The 15932-nt window shown below is 60.0% G+C and carries 15 protein-coding genes; 8 read left to right on the forward strand and 7 right to left on the reverse strand.

What is annotated here, in order from left to right; all coding sequences use genetic code 11:
• The first annotated feature begins 22 nt into the window (after positions 1 to 22).
• The gene (locus AC6FTP_RS07550; RefSeq protein WP_497206297.1) at positions 23 to 1366 is read left to right on the forward strand and encodes a POT family MFS transporter; all 1344 of its coding nucleotides are present in this window, start codon (positions 23 to 25) and stop codon (positions 1364 to 1366) included.
• Here the strand turns inward: AC6FTP_RS07550 and AC6FTP_RS07555 are convergent.
• The gene (locus AC6FTP_RS07555) at positions 1333 to 1854 is read right to left on the reverse strand and encodes a (deoxy)nucleoside triphosphate pyrophosphohydrolase (protein WP_497206298.1); all 522 of its coding nucleotides are present in this window, start codon (positions 1852 to 1854) and stop codon (positions 1333 to 1335) included. The two genes, AC6FTP_RS07550 and AC6FTP_RS07555, sit on opposite strands and share 34 nt — an antisense overlap.
• Positions 1855 to 1864: 10 nt before the next feature.
• On the reverse strand, positions 1865 to 2692 hold the full coding sequence (locus AC6FTP_RS07560; RefSeq protein WP_497206299.1) for a hypothetical protein: 828 nt from the start codon (positions 2690 to 2692) through the stop codon (positions 1865 to 1867).
• Positions 2693 to 2749: 57 nt separating this feature from the next.
• Between AC6FTP_RS07560 and AC6FTP_RS07565 the strand changes: the two genes are divergently transcribed.
• The 5 genes from AC6FTP_RS07565 to AC6FTP_RS07585 all read left to right on the forward strand — a co-directional run bounded on the left by AC6FTP_RS07565 (position 2750) and on the right by AC6FTP_RS07585 (position 9091).
• Positions 2750 to 3637 (forward strand): EamA family transporter, encoded by an 888-nt coding sequence (locus AC6FTP_RS07565; RefSeq protein ID WP_497206300.1) that lies wholly within the window; start codon positions 2750 to 2752, stop codon positions 3635 to 3637.
• 61 nt (positions 3638 to 3698) lie between these two features.
• Positions 3699 to 5063, forward strand: coding sequence for an argininosuccinate lyase (argH, locus tag AC6FTP_RS07570; protein WP_497206301.1), 1365 nt, complete (start codon positions 3699 to 3701; stop codon positions 5061 to 5063).
• Positions 5060 to 5662 carry an NUDIX hydrolase gene (locus tag AC6FTP_RS07575; RefSeq protein WP_497206302.1) on the forward strand — a complete coding sequence of 201 codons (603 nt, stop codon included), beginning with the start codon at positions 5060 to 5062 and terminating at the stop codon, positions 5660 to 5662. The genes argH and AC6FTP_RS07575 overlap by 4 nt, the downstream gene beginning before the upstream one ends.
• A gap of 39 nt (positions 5663 to 5701) precedes the next feature.
• Positions 5702 to 6910 carry a twin-arginine translocase subunit TatC gene (gene tatC, locus AC6FTP_RS07580; RefSeq protein ID WP_497206303.1) on the forward strand — a complete coding sequence of 403 codons (1209 nt, stop codon included), beginning with the start codon at positions 5702 to 5704 and terminating at the stop codon, positions 6908 to 6910.
• Positions 6911 to 7012: 102 nt separating this feature from the next.
• Complete coding sequence (locus tag AC6FTP_RS07585) at positions 7013 to 9091, forward strand: prolyl oligopeptidase family serine peptidase (RefSeq protein ID WP_497206304.1); 2079 nt, start codon at positions 7013 to 7015, stop codon at positions 9089 to 9091.
• Between the two features lie 2 nt (positions 9092 to 9093).
• On the opposite strand, the gene AC6FTP_RS07590 is transcribed toward AC6FTP_RS07585, so the two are convergent.
• A complete protein-coding gene (locus AC6FTP_RS07590) occupies positions 9094 to 9813 on the reverse strand; it encodes a hypothetical protein (RefSeq protein WP_497206305.1) in 720 nt (239 codons plus the stop codon).
• Positions 9814 to 9856: 43 nt separating this feature from the next.
• Complete coding sequence (locus tag AC6FTP_RS07595; protein WP_497206306.1) at positions 9857 to 10744, reverse strand: hypothetical protein; 888 nt, start codon at positions 10742 to 10744, stop codon at positions 9857 to 9859.
• A 100-nt stretch (positions 10745 to 10844) separates the two neighbouring features.
• On the opposite strand from AC6FTP_RS07595, the gene AC6FTP_RS07600 reads away from it, so the two are divergent.
• Positions 10845 to 12146 (forward strand): Gfo/Idh/MocA family protein, encoded by a 1302-nt coding sequence (locus AC6FTP_RS07600; RefSeq protein WP_497206307.1) that lies wholly within the window; start codon positions 10845 to 10847, stop codon positions 12144 to 12146.
• A 9-nt stretch (positions 12147 to 12155) separates the two neighbouring features.
• Positions 12156 to 12740, forward strand: a complete 585-nt coding sequence (locus AC6FTP_RS07605; RefSeq protein WP_497206308.1) for a methyltransferase domain-containing protein — start codon at positions 12156 to 12158, stop codon at positions 12738 to 12740.
• Here the strand turns inward: AC6FTP_RS07605 and AC6FTP_RS07610 are convergent, their stop codons facing one another.
• The 3 genes from AC6FTP_RS07610 to AC6FTP_RS07620 all read right to left on the reverse strand — a co-directional run bounded on the left by AC6FTP_RS07610 (position 12741) and on the right by AC6FTP_RS07620 (position 15907).
• Positions 12741 to 13496 carry an inositol monophosphatase family protein gene (locus AC6FTP_RS07610; RefSeq protein ID WP_497206309.1) on the reverse strand — a complete coding sequence of 252 codons (756 nt, stop codon included), beginning with the start codon at positions 13494 to 13496 and terminating at the stop codon, positions 12741 to 12743.
• A 35-nt stretch (positions 13497 to 13531) separates the two neighbouring features.
• Positions 13532 to 14167 carry a phosphopantothenoylcysteine decarboxylase domain-containing protein gene (locus tag AC6FTP_RS07615; RefSeq protein WP_497206310.1) on the reverse strand — a complete coding sequence of 212 codons (636 nt, stop codon included), beginning with the start codon at positions 14165 to 14167 and terminating at the stop codon, positions 13532 to 13534.
• Between the two features lie 162 nt (positions 14168 to 14329).
• Positions 14330 to 15907 carry an NAD(P)/FAD-dependent oxidoreductase gene (locus AC6FTP_RS07620; RefSeq protein ID WP_497206311.1) on the reverse strand — a complete coding sequence of 526 codons (1578 nt, stop codon included), beginning with the start codon at positions 15905 to 15907 and terminating at the stop codon, positions 14330 to 14332.
• Positions 15908 to 15932 lie beyond the last annotated feature (25 nt).

A 15932-nucleotide genomic window follows, 5' to 3' on the forward strand; every position in this document is an offset into this window, starting at 1 on the left:
CACCTTCCCCCCAAACCCATTCATGTCCTACCGCACCACGCCGCTCGCCATTCCCGGAATGCCTCCGGGCATCCCGCACATCATCGGCAACGAGTTCGCGGAGCGGTTCAGCTTCTACGGGATGAGAGCTATCCTGACGAGTTTTATGACGACCGCGCTCGTGAACCATGAAGGCGCGAAGGATATGATGAGCGATGCTGAGGCGGCAAAGTGGTTCCACATCTTTGTGTGGGCGGTTTACTTGACTCCCTTTGCTGGGGCTTTGATCTCCGACCTTTGGCTAGGCAAGTACAAGACCATCATCGGTCTTTCCAGTGTGTACTGCCTGGGACATCTTGCGCTGGCTTGCGACAGCACGCGCACCGGTCTCTTCGTGGGGCTCACGCTCATTGCCATTGGCTCGGGTGGTATTAAGCCGTGTGTCTCTGCCCATGTGGGCGATCAATTTGGCACCACAAACTCAGGGCTGCTGCCGCGTGTCTATGGTTGGTTCTATTTATCGATAAACACAGGCTCGTTTATTTCAATGCTACTTACTCCTTGGTTGCTCAAAACATATGGACCTCATGTAGCCTTTGCTGTGCCGGGAATACTGATGTTCATCGCCACTACTATTTTTTGGATGGGGAGAAACGACTTCTCACATGCCCCTCCGCAGCCGAAGGCTTTTCTTACTGAGCTGCGCGCTCCTGCATTTCGTCGCACACTGATGGGCCTGCTGTTAATCGTGTTGTTCGTGGCAATGTTTTGGGCACTCTTTGACCAGACTGCATCGCATTGGGTGAAACAGGCGGAGCACATGGACCGCGCCATCTTCGGCTGGGAGATTATTGCTTCTCAAATGCAGAGTGTTAATCCGCTGTTCGTCGTGCTGCTCATCCCGGTTTTCTCACTCTGGCTGTATCCATTCGTAGGGCGATTTGTCGCGCTTACTCCTCTGCGAAAAATCTCAGCCGGCTTCTTCCTTATAATTCCATCGTTTATCATTCCGGCTTGGATTGAGTCTTGGATAGCCGAGGGTTTGACTCCCTCCATCTGGTGGCAGGTGGTGGCATATGGGTTCCTCACCACAGCGGAGGTTCTTGTTTCCACTACTGGGCTGGAGTTCTTCTACACTCAGTCGCCCTTACGTTTGAAGTCTTTCATCATGTCGCTTTGGCTCTTCGCTGTCTCGCTCGGAAATCTATTTGTCGCCGCCGTGAACTGGTGGATCGAGAAATCCCCGGGCGCGCTCTCTGGCGCAGGCTACTACTGGTTCTTCGTGAAGTGCATGGCGGTCACAGCGGTGCTGTTTGTCTTTGTCGCCATGTTTTACAGAGGTCAGACCTACCTTCAGGACGACGAAAGCTCATCGCCGAGCCATTGATCCGCTAGGGCGTCGTTCCAAATTCTATCCTGAGCCTCGGCGAGGCGTCGTGTCTCGGCAGCAAGGTCAGCGGGTCCACGTTTCAGCCAGGCAAGCACGGGCAGGTCCGCTGGAGCGAGGCTGAACTGGCTGAGAGCGGCAACGGGCTGCCAACGGAGGGCGCTGTGCTCATGCGCAATTGGCTGGGCGCTGCCACTGGCAAGCCGACAGCGAAAGGGAAAGAGCAGAATGCGGCCCCACTCATAGGTGTGCGGCACGGGCGGACCTGCAGCGGTGATCTCCACGCGGCAGCCAAGTTCCTCGGCCAGCTCCCGGTGCAGCGCGGCCACAGGGCTCTCGCCTTTCTCGATCTTGCCACCGGGGAACTCCCAGAAGCCTGCGAGCCTTTTGCCCTCCGGTCGTTGAGCGATGAGGCAGCGACCTTCATGCTCGATGATGGCACAAACGACTGGCGTGGGAGGTTTCGGGGCTGGGGCAGAGCTATTCATGCTTTCCTGATCAAGGTGCTTTGGCTTCCAATTTCCCGAACACTTGGCGGATCTGCTCCACCGTGCCGATGGCGAGCACGACTTCGTATTCGAAGACGAGCCCGGGCTTCAGCGCGAAGGTCTGGAGAGGGGCGGCGTAGCTGACATCACCTTTGTTGCCTTCGCGGACGCGGTAGGTGGTGGCTTCCTTGGTGTGGGGGCAGTAGATGCCGAGGCCGCTGTCCTTCGCGTTGACCCAGGCAAGCCAAGGTTCGCTATAGCGAATCATCTCGTTCGGGAAGCCGGGCTGCTTGTGCGTGAGTTGGCCGTCGGTGCCGACGAAGGCCAGCGTGTCGAGTGCGGGCTTCACGAAGAGTGCGGGCAGTTCCTGGTGGTAGGGCTTGTGCTCTTTTTCACCGCTGTAAGTCATCTTGAACTTCAGCCGGGCGAGCCCGCCTTCGAGTCGCAGCCATTGCTCCAGAGTGACCTCTTTTAAAATCGCGCCTGTGGCCCAGTGGCGGGGCTGCACTTTGGCGTAGAGTTCATCTTTCTCCTCGCGCGATTCGATGACCACGGCGGGCTCGTTTTTCCATGAACCTCCCTGCACGGGGTTGTAGCGCCAGGGCTTGCCGTTCCAGTCGCTGCCGTCCTTGTCGCCATAATAGGACTGCTGGAGGTAGCGGCCCACATCATAGGCGTTCAGAAGGTTGTCCGAGGAGTGCGAGTGGGAGAACCAGCCGACACAAGCACCTGCACTCAGGTTCACGCCGAGCCGGACGTGGCCATTGTCGAGATAGACCCACCTCTCAGCGGCAGAAGCTGAGAGGGAAGTGAAGAGGATGGCAAGTAGCAGACGCATGGGCAAGTGGCGGGAGGCCTTCCTTGTGCCGCCGCGAAGGCGATGCTACCCACGCAAGTGCCCGCTTCCACTGCCACTGTCGTTTATCCTCTCATCGCCGCGCTTTTTTATGCCTTCGGGGCACTCGTGCTGAAGCGCTCCAGCGATCTCGGCGTGGGACTCTGGCGGACGACATTCGTGGCAAACTTGATCGTGGCAGCTCTCTTTTCCCTGCTCTGGCTGCTGCCGGGGCATCCCATCGAGCGCGAGCTGCTCTGGCAGCCGGGTTTGATCGCCATGTGCCTCTTCGTGGGGCAGATCTCGCAATTTCTGGCGCTGGAGAAAGGTGACGTCTCCGTGGCCGTGCCCATCTTTGGGCTAAAAGTGGTGATCGTTGCTTTCCTCACGCCGATGCTGACGGGTGATGCCGTGGGGCTGAAAACCTGGATCGCTGCGCTGCTGAGCGTCGTGGGCATCACCTTTTTGAACCAGAAAGAAGGCGGCAAGCATCCCAAGCATCTGGTGATCACGCTGATCGCCGGTGGGACTGGGGCGGTGTGCTTCGCGGTATTTGACGTGTTAGTGCAGAAGTGGGGCCCGAGCTGGGGCGCGTCGCGGCTTTTGCCCTGCATCTTCTGGATCAATGCCCTGCTTTCCTTTGGCCTGATCTTCCGCTTCACCGCCCCGCTGAGCGCCATCCCACGGCAGGGCTGGGCCTGGCTGACGGGCGGCTCGGCGTTGCTAGGCACCCAAAGCGTCATCTTTGTCAGCACCCTGGCCGTGTATGGGAAGGCCACCTCGGCGAACATCGTCTATGCCTCACGCGGCCTGCTGAGCGTGCTGCTGGTCTGGATGATCGGGCACTGGTTCATGAACCAGGAGCAGCACCTCGGGGCCAAAGTGCTCCGCTGGCGGTTACTCGGTGCCGCGTTGATGCTCAGTGCCATCGTCCTCGTGGTGGCGTGAGGCCTGGGTTGCACGGGGGCGCTTTGCCGCTACTCTCCGCGCCCCGTTTTAAAAAAATCCTATGTGGAAAGGCCGCTTCTCTCAGCCCACCAGCCAGCTCGTGCAGAGTTATGGCGAGTCCGTGTCTTTTGACTGGAGGCTCTTCGCTCATGACATCCGTGGTTCCATCGCCCACTCGAAAGGGCTGCTGAAGGCCGGCATCATCTCCTCTGACGAGCAGTTTCTCATTCAGGCAGGACTGAATGCCATCCAGCGCGAGATCGAGTCGGGTAATTTCGAGTGGAAGGAATCCCTCGAAGACGTGCACATGAACATCGAGGCCGAGCTGACGAAGCGCATCGGCCCGGCTGGCGCGAAGCTGCACACAGCGCGCAGTCGCAACGACCAAGTCGCCACCGATGTGCGCCTCTACACCCGCGATGCCGTGGACGCGATCACCGCGCTCATTCACAGCCTCCAGCGTGCCTTGATCGAGGCCGCCGAGCGCAGCGGCGGCGCGGTGGTGCCGGGCTATACCCATCTCCAGCGCGGGCAGCCTGTGCTCTTTGCCCATCATTTGCTCGCCTATGTGGAGATGCTCTCCCGCGATGCCGCCCGCCTCAGCGATGCACGGAAAAGGATCGACGTCATGCCGCTCGGCTCCGGCGCACTCGCGGGCAGCACGATCATCATCGATCGCGAGTATGTGGCGCAGCAGCTCGGCTTCTCCAGCGTCACGCAAAACAGCATGGACGCCGTAAGCGACCGCGACTTCGCCGTCGAGGTCATCTTCGCCATCGCCCTCTGCGGCGTGCATCTCTCCCGCCTCAGCGAGGACGTGATCCTCTGGTGCAGCGCCGAGTTTGGCTTCGTCACTCTCAGCGACGCGCACACCACCGGCTCCTCTTTGATGCCGCAGAAAAAGAATCCCGATGTGGCCGAGCTCACGCGTGGGAAGTCCGGCCGTCTCGTCGGCAATCTCATGGCGCTGCTGACCCTGCTGAAAGGTCTGCCCATGACCTACAATCGCGACATGCAGGAGGACAAAGAGCCGCTCTTTGACAGCATCGACACGATCAAAGCCGCGCTCGCCGTCTTCGCCGAAATGATCGCCGGCATGGAGGTCAATGACGCCCGCACTCGCGCCGCCACCAGCGACCCGATGCTGCTCGCCACCGACCTCGCCGACTACCTCGTTAATCACGGCGTGCCCTTCCGTTCCGCGCATGAAGTCATCGGTAAGCTTGTCGCGCATAGCCTCGCGGAGAAGGTCGCCTTTGCCGACATCCCGCTGGCGAAATACCAGGAGTTCTCGCCCGCCTTTGAGGCCGATCTTTTCGCCTGCCTGAATCTCGAAACCGCCCTCGCCGCCCGCAAAGGCATCGGCGCTCCGTCACCACAAAACGTCGCCGCACAGATCGCCCGCTGGAAGGAGGAGCTGTCGTGACCTTCCGGCTCTTCCACCAGCAGTCCCGCGATGGCTGGCAGACGGTGAAGGACGAGCGCCTCTTCGCGAACCCGCACATCAGCGTGGACCGCGTCGAAGTGCTCACGCCGAACCGCGCCGAGCAGCCCGTGCCATGGCTCGTGGTGAAAAGAAAAGCCGCTGTCGCCATCGCCCCCGTGACGGAGAGTAGCGAGTTCGTCATGATCCCGCAGGAGCGCATTCCCGTGGCCGAAGAGTGTCTGGAGTTCCCCGCCGGGCAGATCGACTGCGCCGTGGAGGACGTGACCTGCGACCTCGTCATCGACACCGCCTTGCGCGAGCTGGCCGAGGAAACCGGCTACGCGCTGGCCCCTGGCGGCACGCTGGAGCCGCTCGGATGGTTCCTTCCATCGCAAGGATTCACCGACGAGCACGTTTACCTTTTCAAGGCGGAGCCCGTGTGTGTCGTCAGCCGTCCCTCACCGGATGGAAGCGAACACATCAGCCCCGTGCGGCTTGTCAGTTCAGGAGACCTGCGGAGGATGATCGCTGCCAATGAGATCACCACCGCCCTGACACTGGCACTCTACGCGCGGATGGCGGCGAAGGGATCGATCTAACCCCAGCACTACCGCACCCGTTTCCCCCCTCACACCGTTATGTGGCAAGGCCTCCTGACCAAAGTATTCAAAGCCCGCGAAAAGATCGCGCTGAACCTCAATCCCGGCGACGAAGAGAAGCCCTTTCTCGACCATCTCGAAGATCTGCGTGCGATGCTCGTGCGCATCGCTGTCACGATTTTGATCTGTGTTCTCGGTGCCTTCGGATTCAACAAACCACTGACCGACATCGTCCAGCAGCCCTACGCCTGGGCCACCGCTTCAGCGAAGGCAACCATCACAGCACAAGCCGTCGAAGCAGGCCTCCCCGCACCCAACATTGAATTCCGCCAGCCCAGCACGCGCACTCCGCAGGAAGGTTTCATGGCGTCGGTGAACGTGTCGATGATCGCCAGCATCATCGTCAGCTTTCCGTTGCTGCTCTTCTTCCTGCTTCAGTTCATCCTGCCAGGACTCAAAGACAACGAGAAAAAGACTTTGTTCCCCGCCCTGACGGTAGGCTTCGGCCTCTTCCTTACCGGGGTCTGTTTTTCCTATTACATGGTGCTGCCGCGTGCGCTCGATTTCTTCCTCGTCTGGAACTTCGACCACGGCTTCGACAACACCTGGATGCTCGGGGATTACATCACCTTCGCCACGCGCTTCATCCTCATTTTCGGCATCTCCTTCGAACTGCCCGTCGTCGTCATGGCGCTCGTGAAGCTGGATTTCCTGTCCTACAAGCTGATGAAGACGACGCGGAAGCACGCGATTATCGCCATCGCCATCTTCTCCGCCGTGATCACGCCGACCCAGGACGTGCTGACGCTGTTGCTCCTTGCTGGCCCTCTTTACGTCCTGTATGAGATCTGCATCTGGCTCTCTTACTTCATGGAAAAGAAGGACCGCGAAGCCTATCCCGAATACTACGCCCAGCTCGACAAGGACGAGAAGGAGCTCGAACAGGAGCCCGCGAAAGACGAGTGGGACAACGAAAACTACAACCCGTGGTTCTCCGAGGACGATCAGGACAAAGACATCGACGACGAATACCAGAAGCCACGTCCCTCGGCACCACCACCCGAGGTCGAGAAAGCCGCCAACACCGTCGCCATGAGTGACCCTGTGGATGAAGGCGAAGACCAAGGCTCCGTCATGCCTGATGACGAACCCGAAGTCCCTGCCGAAACGCCGAAACCAGCCGTCGAAAAAACCACCGAAGAACTCGCCCGTGAGGACGAGCAACGCAGTGGCAATCCGCCGGAGTGATCCCACTCTACCGATAAACGCCCCGGACCTCGAAATGGCAGTTGTCACGGAATGCAAGGGCGCTCCAGTGCGCCCATGCGCGCCAGTCTTCTTCTCTGCCTCATGTCCGCCACCACCTTCGCCCAAAGCCTGACCTACCCCGTCACCCGGAAAGACGACAGCGTCATCGACGACTACCACGGCACGAAGGTGGCTGATCCCTATCGCTGGCTGGAAGACGACAACAGCGAGGAAACGAAGGCCTGGGTGAAGGCACAGAACGAAGTGACCTTTGGTTTCCTCAAAGCCATCCCGAAACGCGAGCAGATCCGCGAGCGCCTGCAAAAAGCCTGGAACTACGAGCGCACGGGCATCCCCTTTGAGCATGGAGGAAAGTGGTTCTTCAACCGCAACTCCGGCCTGCAAAACCAGAACGTGCTGTATGTCGCCGACTCGCTCGAAGCCGAGGCCCGCGTGCTGCTCGATCCCAACACGCTCTCCAAAGAGGGCACGACTTCACTGACCGAGACCGCGCCGAGCGAAGATGGCAAATGGCTCGTCTATGGCGTCTCGAAAGCGGGCAGCGACTGGCAGGAATTCCGCGTCAAAGACATCGCCACAGGCAAAGACACGGAGGATCTGATCGAGTGGGTGAAGTTCAGCGGAGCCTCGTGGGCGAAGGACAGCAGCGGCTTCTATTACAGCCGTTACCCGAAGCCGAAGGAAGGCGCAGCGCTCACCGAGGCGAACAAGAACCAGACGGTTTACTTCCACAAACTCGGCACGCCGCAGAGCGAGGACAAAATGATCTACGCACGCCCCGATCAGCCTGATTGGGGCCTGCACGCTTACGTCACTGACGACGGACACTACCTCATCTACAGCGTCACCCACGGCACCGACCCGAAGAACCGCTTCTTCTATCAGGACCTGAAGCAGGCTGACGCGAAGGTGGTCGAGCTGCTGAACGACTTCGATGCTTCCTACAGCTTCATCGAAAACGTCGGCACCACGTTCTACTTCCACACCGACCTCAAAGCGCCGCGCTACCGTGTCATCGCCATCGACGTGATAAAGCCTGCGAAGGAAAATTGGCGCGAGATCATCCCCGAAGGCCAGCACAAGCTCGACAGTGTCTCCTGCATTGATGGCCAACTGCTCTGCAAATCTCTCCAAGACGCGCGCAGCGCCATGACCGCCTACGATTTGGAAGGCAAGAAGACGCGTGACATCGACCTGCCCGGCATCGGCACCGTCGGTGGCTTTGGCGGCAAACGCAGCGACAAGCTCACGCACTACGCCTTCACCAGCTTCACCACACCCGGTGCGATCTATCGCTACGATGTCGCCAGCGGAAAGAGCACCCTTTGGAAACAACCGAAGGTCGATTTTGATGCCACACCCTATGAGACCACTCAGGTCTTCGTTAAGAGCAAGGACGGCACGAAGGTGCCCATGTTCCTCGTGCATAAAAAGGGCCTCAAGCTCGACGGCAACAATGCCACGCTGCTCTACGGCTACGGCGGGTTCGACATCAGCCTAACGCCGAACTTCTCCATCGGTCGCGCCATCTGGCTGGAGCTGGGCGGTGTCTATGCGCTGGCCAATCTACGCGGCGGCGGCGAATACGGAGCCGAGTGGCACCTTGCCGGAAAGAAGCTGCGGAAACAGAACGTCTTCGATGACTTCATCGCCTGCGCCGAGTGGCTGCAAAAGGAAGGCTACACCTCGCCGAAAAAGCTCGCCATCATGGGCGGCAGCAACGGCGGCCTGCTCGTCGGAGCCTGCATGACTCAGCGCCCCGAACTCTACGGTGCTGCGCTGCCTGCCGTCGGCGTCATGGACATGCTGCGCTTCCACAAATTCACCATCGGCTGGGCCTGGAAGAGCGACTACGGCAGCAGCGAAAACACCGCCGAGTTCGCCGCCATTCACGCCTACTCCCCGCTGCACAACCTGAAGCCCGGTACGCGCTATCCCGCCACCCTCGTCACCACCGCCGACCACGACGACCGCGTCGTCCCCGCCCACAGCTTCAAGTTCGCCGCTAGGCTCCAAGAATGCCACACCAAGGACGGCCCACCCGTCCTCATCCGCATCGAAACCAGCGCCGGCCACGGTGCCGGCACCGCCCTCACCAAAGTCATCGAAGAAACCGCCGACGAATGGGCCTTCCTCTGGAAGGTTTTGGGGATGGAGTGAGCTTACCGCCGCTCCTCCGTCTTCATCGCGCTGCCTTCAGGCGGATTGGCGGCATCGAGGTGGTAGAACCAGTGCTGCACGAAGAACTTCTTTTTCTCGGGAAGGAAGGTATCGGCAGTGCCGATGAGAGGACGCAGGGAGGTGGACATTTGCAGGGTGACAATGGTGAAGATGGCGACCCAGATTTTCAGATACCCGGAGGTCTCTGAACCGAGCGCTTTGACAGCTCCGGTGAGGAGTCGCGTGCCGAAAAAGAGGCCGATGATCCAGAAGCCGAGCACGAGGAAACCCATGAAGCCGAGGGAATCCGTGGAACTGCTGAAGACCCAGATCACCGGGGCAAACCCGAGCAGCAGCAGGGAGGTCAGGGCCACCATGCCGAGCACGATGGCGGCGATCTGATGCACGCGAGCGTTCAGGCCGTCGAGTGCGCTGAAGATGTAGAGACTGGGGAAGCAGATGATGACGGCGACGATCATGCCGACAGTGATTTTCAGCGGTGCGGCCCAAAGCTGGTTACCGCCGGAAAAGCTGCCGAGCAGCAGCCCGAAGATGATGAGGCAGAGCAGGGAACCAAGCGCGAGCCGGGCTGGCACACCGCTGCCGCTCTGCTGGCAGGAGTGAATGAGCCGCCCTGGATGTTTGAGCAGGGCCTCGATGACATTCGGGAAGGTCACGGGAGCCTGCATGGGCTCGATTTTCATCACGGTGGTGGCGGCCATAGGGGCCGGTGAAGGTGACTGGGGCACAGTTGGAGGTGTGGATTCAGGGTTCATGGCGATGGGTGGGTTCGGGGTTGGAAGGTTTGGATGAAGAAGTGGCATCGGTGGTGATGTGCCAAAGCACGTTGCCCAGGCAGGCCAGCCCAAGGATCAACAGTACCCAGAAGGCGATGGACGGACCGTCGGCTCTTCCCACGGAGGCCTGAGTCATGCTCCAGACAGCTTCATAAAAATTCCCCTCCAGCGGATTCGGCCGCAGGAACTGCACGGGCAGCTCTGGATTGCCAAAGAAGGGCCGCAGGATGTAGGAAAGCTGAGCTCCGACGAAGAGATTGCCCGCGAGCCAGGCGATCAGAGTCCGCCAGCCTGCCATGGCATCACCGGAAAACGCCTGGATGAGCCGCAGCAGCTTGTGGTTCGCCACGATGCCGGCAAAGGCGATGACGGCAGTATTTCCGAGCAGGAAGAGGCGATACCAGTCCGCCCCTTCATCCGTGCCTGGCGGTGGCGCATCCAGTACCCAGGCGATGATGATCGGGCTGAAGGAACCCACGATGAGACTGAAGATGGCAAAGCTCATCAGGCAGGCCACCACGGTTTGCCGGAAGGACATGCCGGAGCCGAGAAGTTGCCCGAGCATGCCGTTGATCAGGCCATTCACGAGCAGTGTCAGGAAAATCAAAAGAGGCATTTTGATAGCAACAAAGACGCCCTGGAGCGGCGCACGCCAAAGTCCCAGCCCGAAGCCATAAAGCGCGCATCCACCGATGATGGCGACGATCAGTGCGAGCAACGAGTCTCTCGTCAGCGGCTGCCGCAGCCACTCCGCCAGTCCCACAGGCTCACCACGCGCCAGCAGACGAAGGCGGGAGAGGTGAGGTGACGCAGGAGCCATGGGCAGTTTGTTTCCGGCATTCACTTTGTCGTTCAAAGTGAATATAAATTTTTCTTCGCGCCTATTCTCCAAGAGTCCGATCCCACCCAGAAGATGTCCGAACAATGGACTGCCTGATCGCGTTTTGACGCCTGCCATGAACCGCCGCTCCTCGCTCAAGACCATCCTCGCCACGGGCATCGCGCCCATGTTTGTGCCAGCGCGTCTGCTGCGCTCGCAGACGGCGCCATCAAACAAGATCACGCTTGGCGTCATCGGAGTTGGCGCTCAGGGCACGGGAGACATGCGAGCCTTTTTGAATCATGAAGATCTCCGTGTGGTGGCACTTTGTGATGTGAATCAGAAGCGCATCGAGAATGCCCAGGGCATCCTCAAAGACGCCTATGGCAACGCCTATGGCAACGCCGATGCGAAGGTTTACAGCGACTTTCGAGAGTTGAATCGCAATCCAGGAATCGATGCGGTGCTCATGGCACTGCCGGTACATTGGCACAGCATTCCATCCGCCGATTCGGTGTTGAATGGGAAGCACATCTACCACGAGAAGCCGATGGGCATGTCCATCGAGGAAGCGCAGCTCGTGCGTGCGGCGGTGAGGAAGAAGGGCGTCGTCTTTCAGTTCGGCACGCAGCAGCGCTCAGACATGAAATTCCGCTGGGCGGCGGAGTTGGCACAAAATGGTCGTCTCGGGAAACTGAAGGAGATCCAAGTCGGTGTGCCCGGCGGCAAAACGGCTCCGGTTTGGACCGAGCAAGCTGTGCCCGCGAATGTGGATTGGGATCGCTGGGTGGGACCGGCTCCGATGACTCCCTTCCATGAAGAAAAGCTGAAGCGCGACAACCACGAGAACATCACGAACTTCTCCCTCGGCATGATCTCCTGCTGGGGCATTCATCATCTCGATATCGCCCAGTGGGGCAATGGCACGGACGCGACGGGTCCCACGAGCATCGAAGGCAGTGGTGAGTATCCAAAGGAAGGCGGCTGTGATGCCGTGCTGAGCTGGAAGCTGCGCTTCGAGTATGCCGGTGCCGCGCCGATCACCTTTGCCAATCAGGGCGACGAGATCGGCCACGGGGCACGCTTCATCGGTGAAAAAGGCTGGGTGCATGTGGTGCGTGGCAAGATCACTGCTAATGATGAAGCCATCCTGCGTGACCCGCAAAACAAGGTCGGTACCATGCCGATCAAGCTTATCGAGAGCCTCGAACACACGCGCAACTTCTTGGATGCCATCCAGGGCAAGGCCAAAGCCGTCTGCGACATCGAGACCGCAGTGCGAAGCGACACGCTGCCCCAGCTCGCTGCCGCCTGCCTGAAGGCGAAGCGCAAACTCACCTGGGACCCGGCTGCGGAAAACTTCGGCTCCGATGCCGAGGCGAACGCGCTGATGAAACATCGCCCCATGCGTGGCGAATGGAAGCTGCCCGTCGTATGATCTCCCGATATGACTGACTGGGAACAACACTATCTCGAAGGCCACACCCCCTGGAACAAAGGCCAGCCTTCACCGCCGATGCTGGAGTGGGTGACCAGCAACAAGCCCACAGGTCGCGCCCTCGTGCCCGGCTGCGGAGTCGGTCATGATGTGGCGATGCTCGCCAGGAACGGTCTTGAGGCTTACGGACTCGATATCGCGCCCACCGCCGTCACGATGGCACAGCAGACTTACCCGCAGCTATCGGACTGTTTCCTGCTCGCAGATCTCTTTGATCCGCCAGCGGGCCAGCTCGGCAGCTTTGATTTCATCTTCGAACACACCTGCCTATGCGCCCTGCCGCCGGAGTGGCGGGTTCGTTATGAAAAAGCCGCCCACGAATTGCTGAAGACCGGCGGCTTGATCGTCGGCATCTGGTTCATCAACCCGGAGATGGACCCTGGTGAACAAGGTCCACCCTTCGGCATCGAGGTTTCGCAACTCGGCGCGCTCTTCGACGAATCACGCTGGGAGATCGTGGAAGATCGAGTGCCCGAAGTGGGCTACGATGGGCGTATTGGCCGCGAACGACTGCGCGCGCTGAGGAAGCGCTGATCAAAGATACGGCTCGATCGGCAGCTTGCCGTTCGAGGCGCAGATGAACATCGTGCCGGGCTTCACCGTGCTCGGTGAGGTGCTGACTTTGCCGCCTGCGGCTTCCACGAGCATGACACCCGCAGCGATGTCCCAAAGGCTGATCTGCTCTTCGACATAGGCATCGAGTCGGCCACAGGCGATGTAGGCGAGAGCGAGAGCGGCGCTGCCGAGCATGCGCGTCTTGCGCACATCGTAGGCGATGCGCTTGTAGCGCTCGAAGCCGGCATCCAGCGCGGATTTGCTCTTCGAGAAACCGACGGTGACGACCGCTTCCGCCATTGTCTCGCGCGGACTAACGGCGATGGGCTTGCCATTCAGCATGGGCTGGCCGCCTTTCACCACACTCCAGGTTTCATTCTGCATTGGGTCGTGGATCACGCCGAGCAGCATCTCTTTCGTGTGGCGATTCCGCGCAGCAATCGACACGCAGAAGTGCGGGATATTAAAATAGTAGTTCACCGTGCCGTCGATGGGATCGACGATCCACTCGACATCGCCATCGCCGCCGAGGTCGCCCTCTTCTTCACCGAGGATGGCGTGGGTGGGATCGTTCTTCAGGATGATTTCGGTGATGAGCTTCTGGCTGCGCACGTCGAGCTCCAGCTTGATGTCATGGCGCTGCATCTCATTGACCGTGAGATCGGAGCCGAAGTTACTTTTGATCAGCTGGCCCGCCTGGGTGGCGGCGTCGAGGGCGATGGGGAGGAGGGGCATGGAAGAATGACGAATGACTAAAACCGAATGACGAATCAGCGAGCGAGCTGGGTGATGAACTGGATGAGTTCGCTCGCGAGCGCCGTCTTGCTTTGCTGCGGCAGAGTCTGCGTCTGGCCGCCGGGGAGGCAGAGAGTGACGGCGTTTTCCGCACTGTCAAACCCGATGCCCGGCTGGGAGACATCGTTGGCGATGATGAGGTCGCAGCCTTTGCGCGCGAGCTTGTCCTGCGCGTGCTCCACGAGCTTCTCCGTCTCCGCCGCAAAGCCGACGAGGCAGCCTTTAAAGCCGAACAGACCGCGAGCTGAGCCGAGGATGTCCTCCGTGCGTTCCAGTTCGAGAGTCAGCGTGTCAGCGCTCTTCTTGATCTTCTGCTCCGCCTTCACCACGGGCCGATAGTCTGCCACAGCAGCGGCAAAGATGGCCACGTCCGCGCTGGCGAGGTGCTTTAGCACCGCCTCGAACATTTCGCGAGCCGTCTCTACCTTCACCAGCGTCATCCCCGTGGGTGCAGGCAGAAAAACCGGCCCCGAAATCAAAGTCACCTCATGCCCCGTATCCCTCGCCGCCTCGGCCAGCGCATAGCCCATGCGCCCCGAGGAACGGTTCGTGAGATACCGCACCGGATCGAGTGGCTCACGTGTCGGGCCAGCGGTGATGAGGAAGTGCATGGGGAATGGGTGGGCGTTCGAGAGGATAGGCTGCGGAAGACTTTAGCCGGCCGTCTTTTCGATCCAGCTTTGAGTCATCACCCTGGCCCTATCCCACTGTTCAGAGGTTCGTTCAAGGGGTGAGCACCTTACTGCTCATAGGCACCAGGTTTGGCTGCCCAATCAAGCCGCAGCCTTCGCTTCACCGGCCATCGGCATCGCTGTTTCCGCCATGGCAGGCTTGGCTCTGCCAAAGAGAGTGCGCAGTTCCGCCATCAGCAGGAGGCGGACACCCCAGCGCAGGAACATGAAGGCACTGAAATTCGGCGAGTAGCTCTGGCCGAGGGTGAGATCCATGCCGGTGTTCCAGGCACCATACGTGCCTTTGGCGAGTCGCTTCTTCGCCAGCACCACGAGGCGACGGTTGTAGAAGGTCATGAACTTGGCGAAGAGGTTTCCGATGGGGCCATCATACGGGAGGCGAGTCCATTCGTAATCGGGGTCGGTGTACACGAGGCGCACGGGGCCGATGAAGTAGGTGCCGAGGTCCATGAGGAAGGAGATGCGCACAAGTTCGGCATCACCCATGTAGAAGTATTTGTCTTTGTAGAGGCTCTCGAACCAGAGGCGGTAGCTGCGTTTGTAGGCTCCCTGGAGGTAGGCCTGCGTGGCGCTGACATCTTCGCCCATGGACGCCTTTTTGATCATCTGCGTGACGGCATAGACGGTGTGCCCGCAGTAGTCGAGACCCTGGCTGTAAAGCGGGTCGATGAAGCCCGCTGCATCGCCCACCATGGCCCAGCGATTGCCGGCCATTTGTTCGGTATGATAGGGCAGGCCTTTGTAATAAAACGTGTCGTCCTCCACCGGTTCCGCGCCTTCAAACATGAGGCGGCCGATGGGATGTGTCATGAGATGAGCACGCAGTCGCTCGGTGAGGCTCTCGCCTTCCGGCAGGGTGAAAGCCCGGCGATCCCAGACGATGCCGACGCTGTAGTCCCCATTCGCCAGCGGGATGAGCCAGACCCACCAGCCATGGCCCATGAGATGGTTTGTGGCACTGCTGCGGGAGGCGCGCACGTTGCTCATCAGGCAGGGGTGCATGGAGCGGCTCTTGTAGCTGTCGAGCGCATTGACGTTTCTGAAGCGGCACCAGATGGAGGAGGTGGGATGCTCATCGCCGAGCTGGCGATGCAGGCCGAGCTTCTTCGCCAGCAAGGCGGCGCGCCCGGAGGCATCGATGACCCAGCGTGCGGTGAAGGTCTTCGTTTCACCGGCCTCGGTTTTGAGGCTCACGGTGTGGTTCTCACTGCCTTCGGCCAAAGTGACTTCACGGATGGTCGCGGGGCGGAGGAGATCGGCCCCGGCTTCGGCTGCGAGATCGAGCACATGCTGGTCGAGCATGGCGCGGTCGAGCTGGAAGGTGGGGAGACGGCTTTGAAACTTCGGCCCCAGCTCCGTGCAGTCTTCCACGCGATCTTCAGGCTTGCTGCAAAACCACATCCGCAGCCCGTGCTTCTGGTAGTGATTCGCGCTGAGGTAGGGATTCAAATGCAGCACGCGGGTGAGGAAACAGCCTCCCACCTCCGAGGTGCTCTCGCCGACCTTGCGATCAAACTCCGTCGTCCGCTCCACCACCAGCACGCGCAAGCTGGGCAGATCACGTTTTAAAAGCAGGGCAGCGGAGGCACCGCTGAAGGCACCGCCGAGGATGATCACATCGTAATCCGACGCGGTGCTGGAGGCAGTGGTGGTGTGCATGTTTTGACTCGACTTGAAATGGATC

The sequence above is a fragment of the Prosthecobacter sp. genome, from assembly GCF_044378005.1.
GTDB lineage: Bacteria > Verrucomicrobiota > Verrucomicrobiia > Verrucomicrobiales > Verrucomicrobiaceae > Prosthecobacter.

Coding starts and splice junctions, on each gene's coding strand:
- AC6FTP_RS07550 (WP_497206297.1), top strand. CDS start 23: ATGTCCTACCGCACCACGCCGCTCGCCATTCCCGGAATGCCTCCGGGC.
- AC6FTP_RS07555 (WP_497206298.1), bottom strand. CDS start 1,854: ATGAATAGCTCTGCCCCAGCCCCGAAACCTCCCACGCCAGTCGTTTGT.
- AC6FTP_RS07560 (WP_497206299.1), bottom strand. CDS start 2,692: ATGCGTCTGCTACTTGCCATCCTCTTCACTTCCCTCTCAGCTTCTGCC.
- argH (WP_497206301.1), top strand. CDS start 3,699: ATGTGGAAAGGCCGCTTCTCTCAGCCCACCAGCCAGCTCGTGCAGAGT.
- tatC (WP_497206303.1), top strand. CDS start 5,702: ATGTGGCAAGGCCTCCTGACCAAAGTATTCAAAGCCCGCGAAAAGATC.
- AC6FTP_RS07585 (WP_497206304.1), top strand. CDS start 7,013: ATGTCCGCCACCACCTTCGCCCAAAGCCTGACCTACCCCGTCACCCGG.
- AC6FTP_RS07590 (WP_497206305.1), bottom strand. CDS start 9,813: ATGGCCGCCACCACCGTGATGAAAATCGAGCCCATGCAGGCTCCCGTG.
- AC6FTP_RS07600 (WP_497206307.1), top strand. CDS start 10,845: ATGAACCGCCGCTCCTCGCTCAAGACCATCCTCGCCACGGGCATCGCG.
- AC6FTP_RS07605 (WP_497206308.1), top strand. CDS start 12,156: ATGACTGACTGGGAACAACACTATCTCGAAGGCCACACCCCCTGGAAC.
- AC6FTP_RS07610 (WP_497206309.1), bottom strand. CDS start 13,496: ATGCCCCTCCTCCCCATCGCCCTCGACGCCGCCACCCAGGCGGGCCAG.
- AC6FTP_RS07615 (WP_497206310.1), bottom strand. CDS start 14,167: ATGCACTTCCTCATCACCGCTGGCCCGACACGTGAGCCACTCGATCCG.
- AC6FTP_RS07620 (WP_497206311.1), bottom strand. CDS start 15,907: ATGCACACCACCACTGCCTCCAGCACCGCGTCGGATTACGATGTGATC.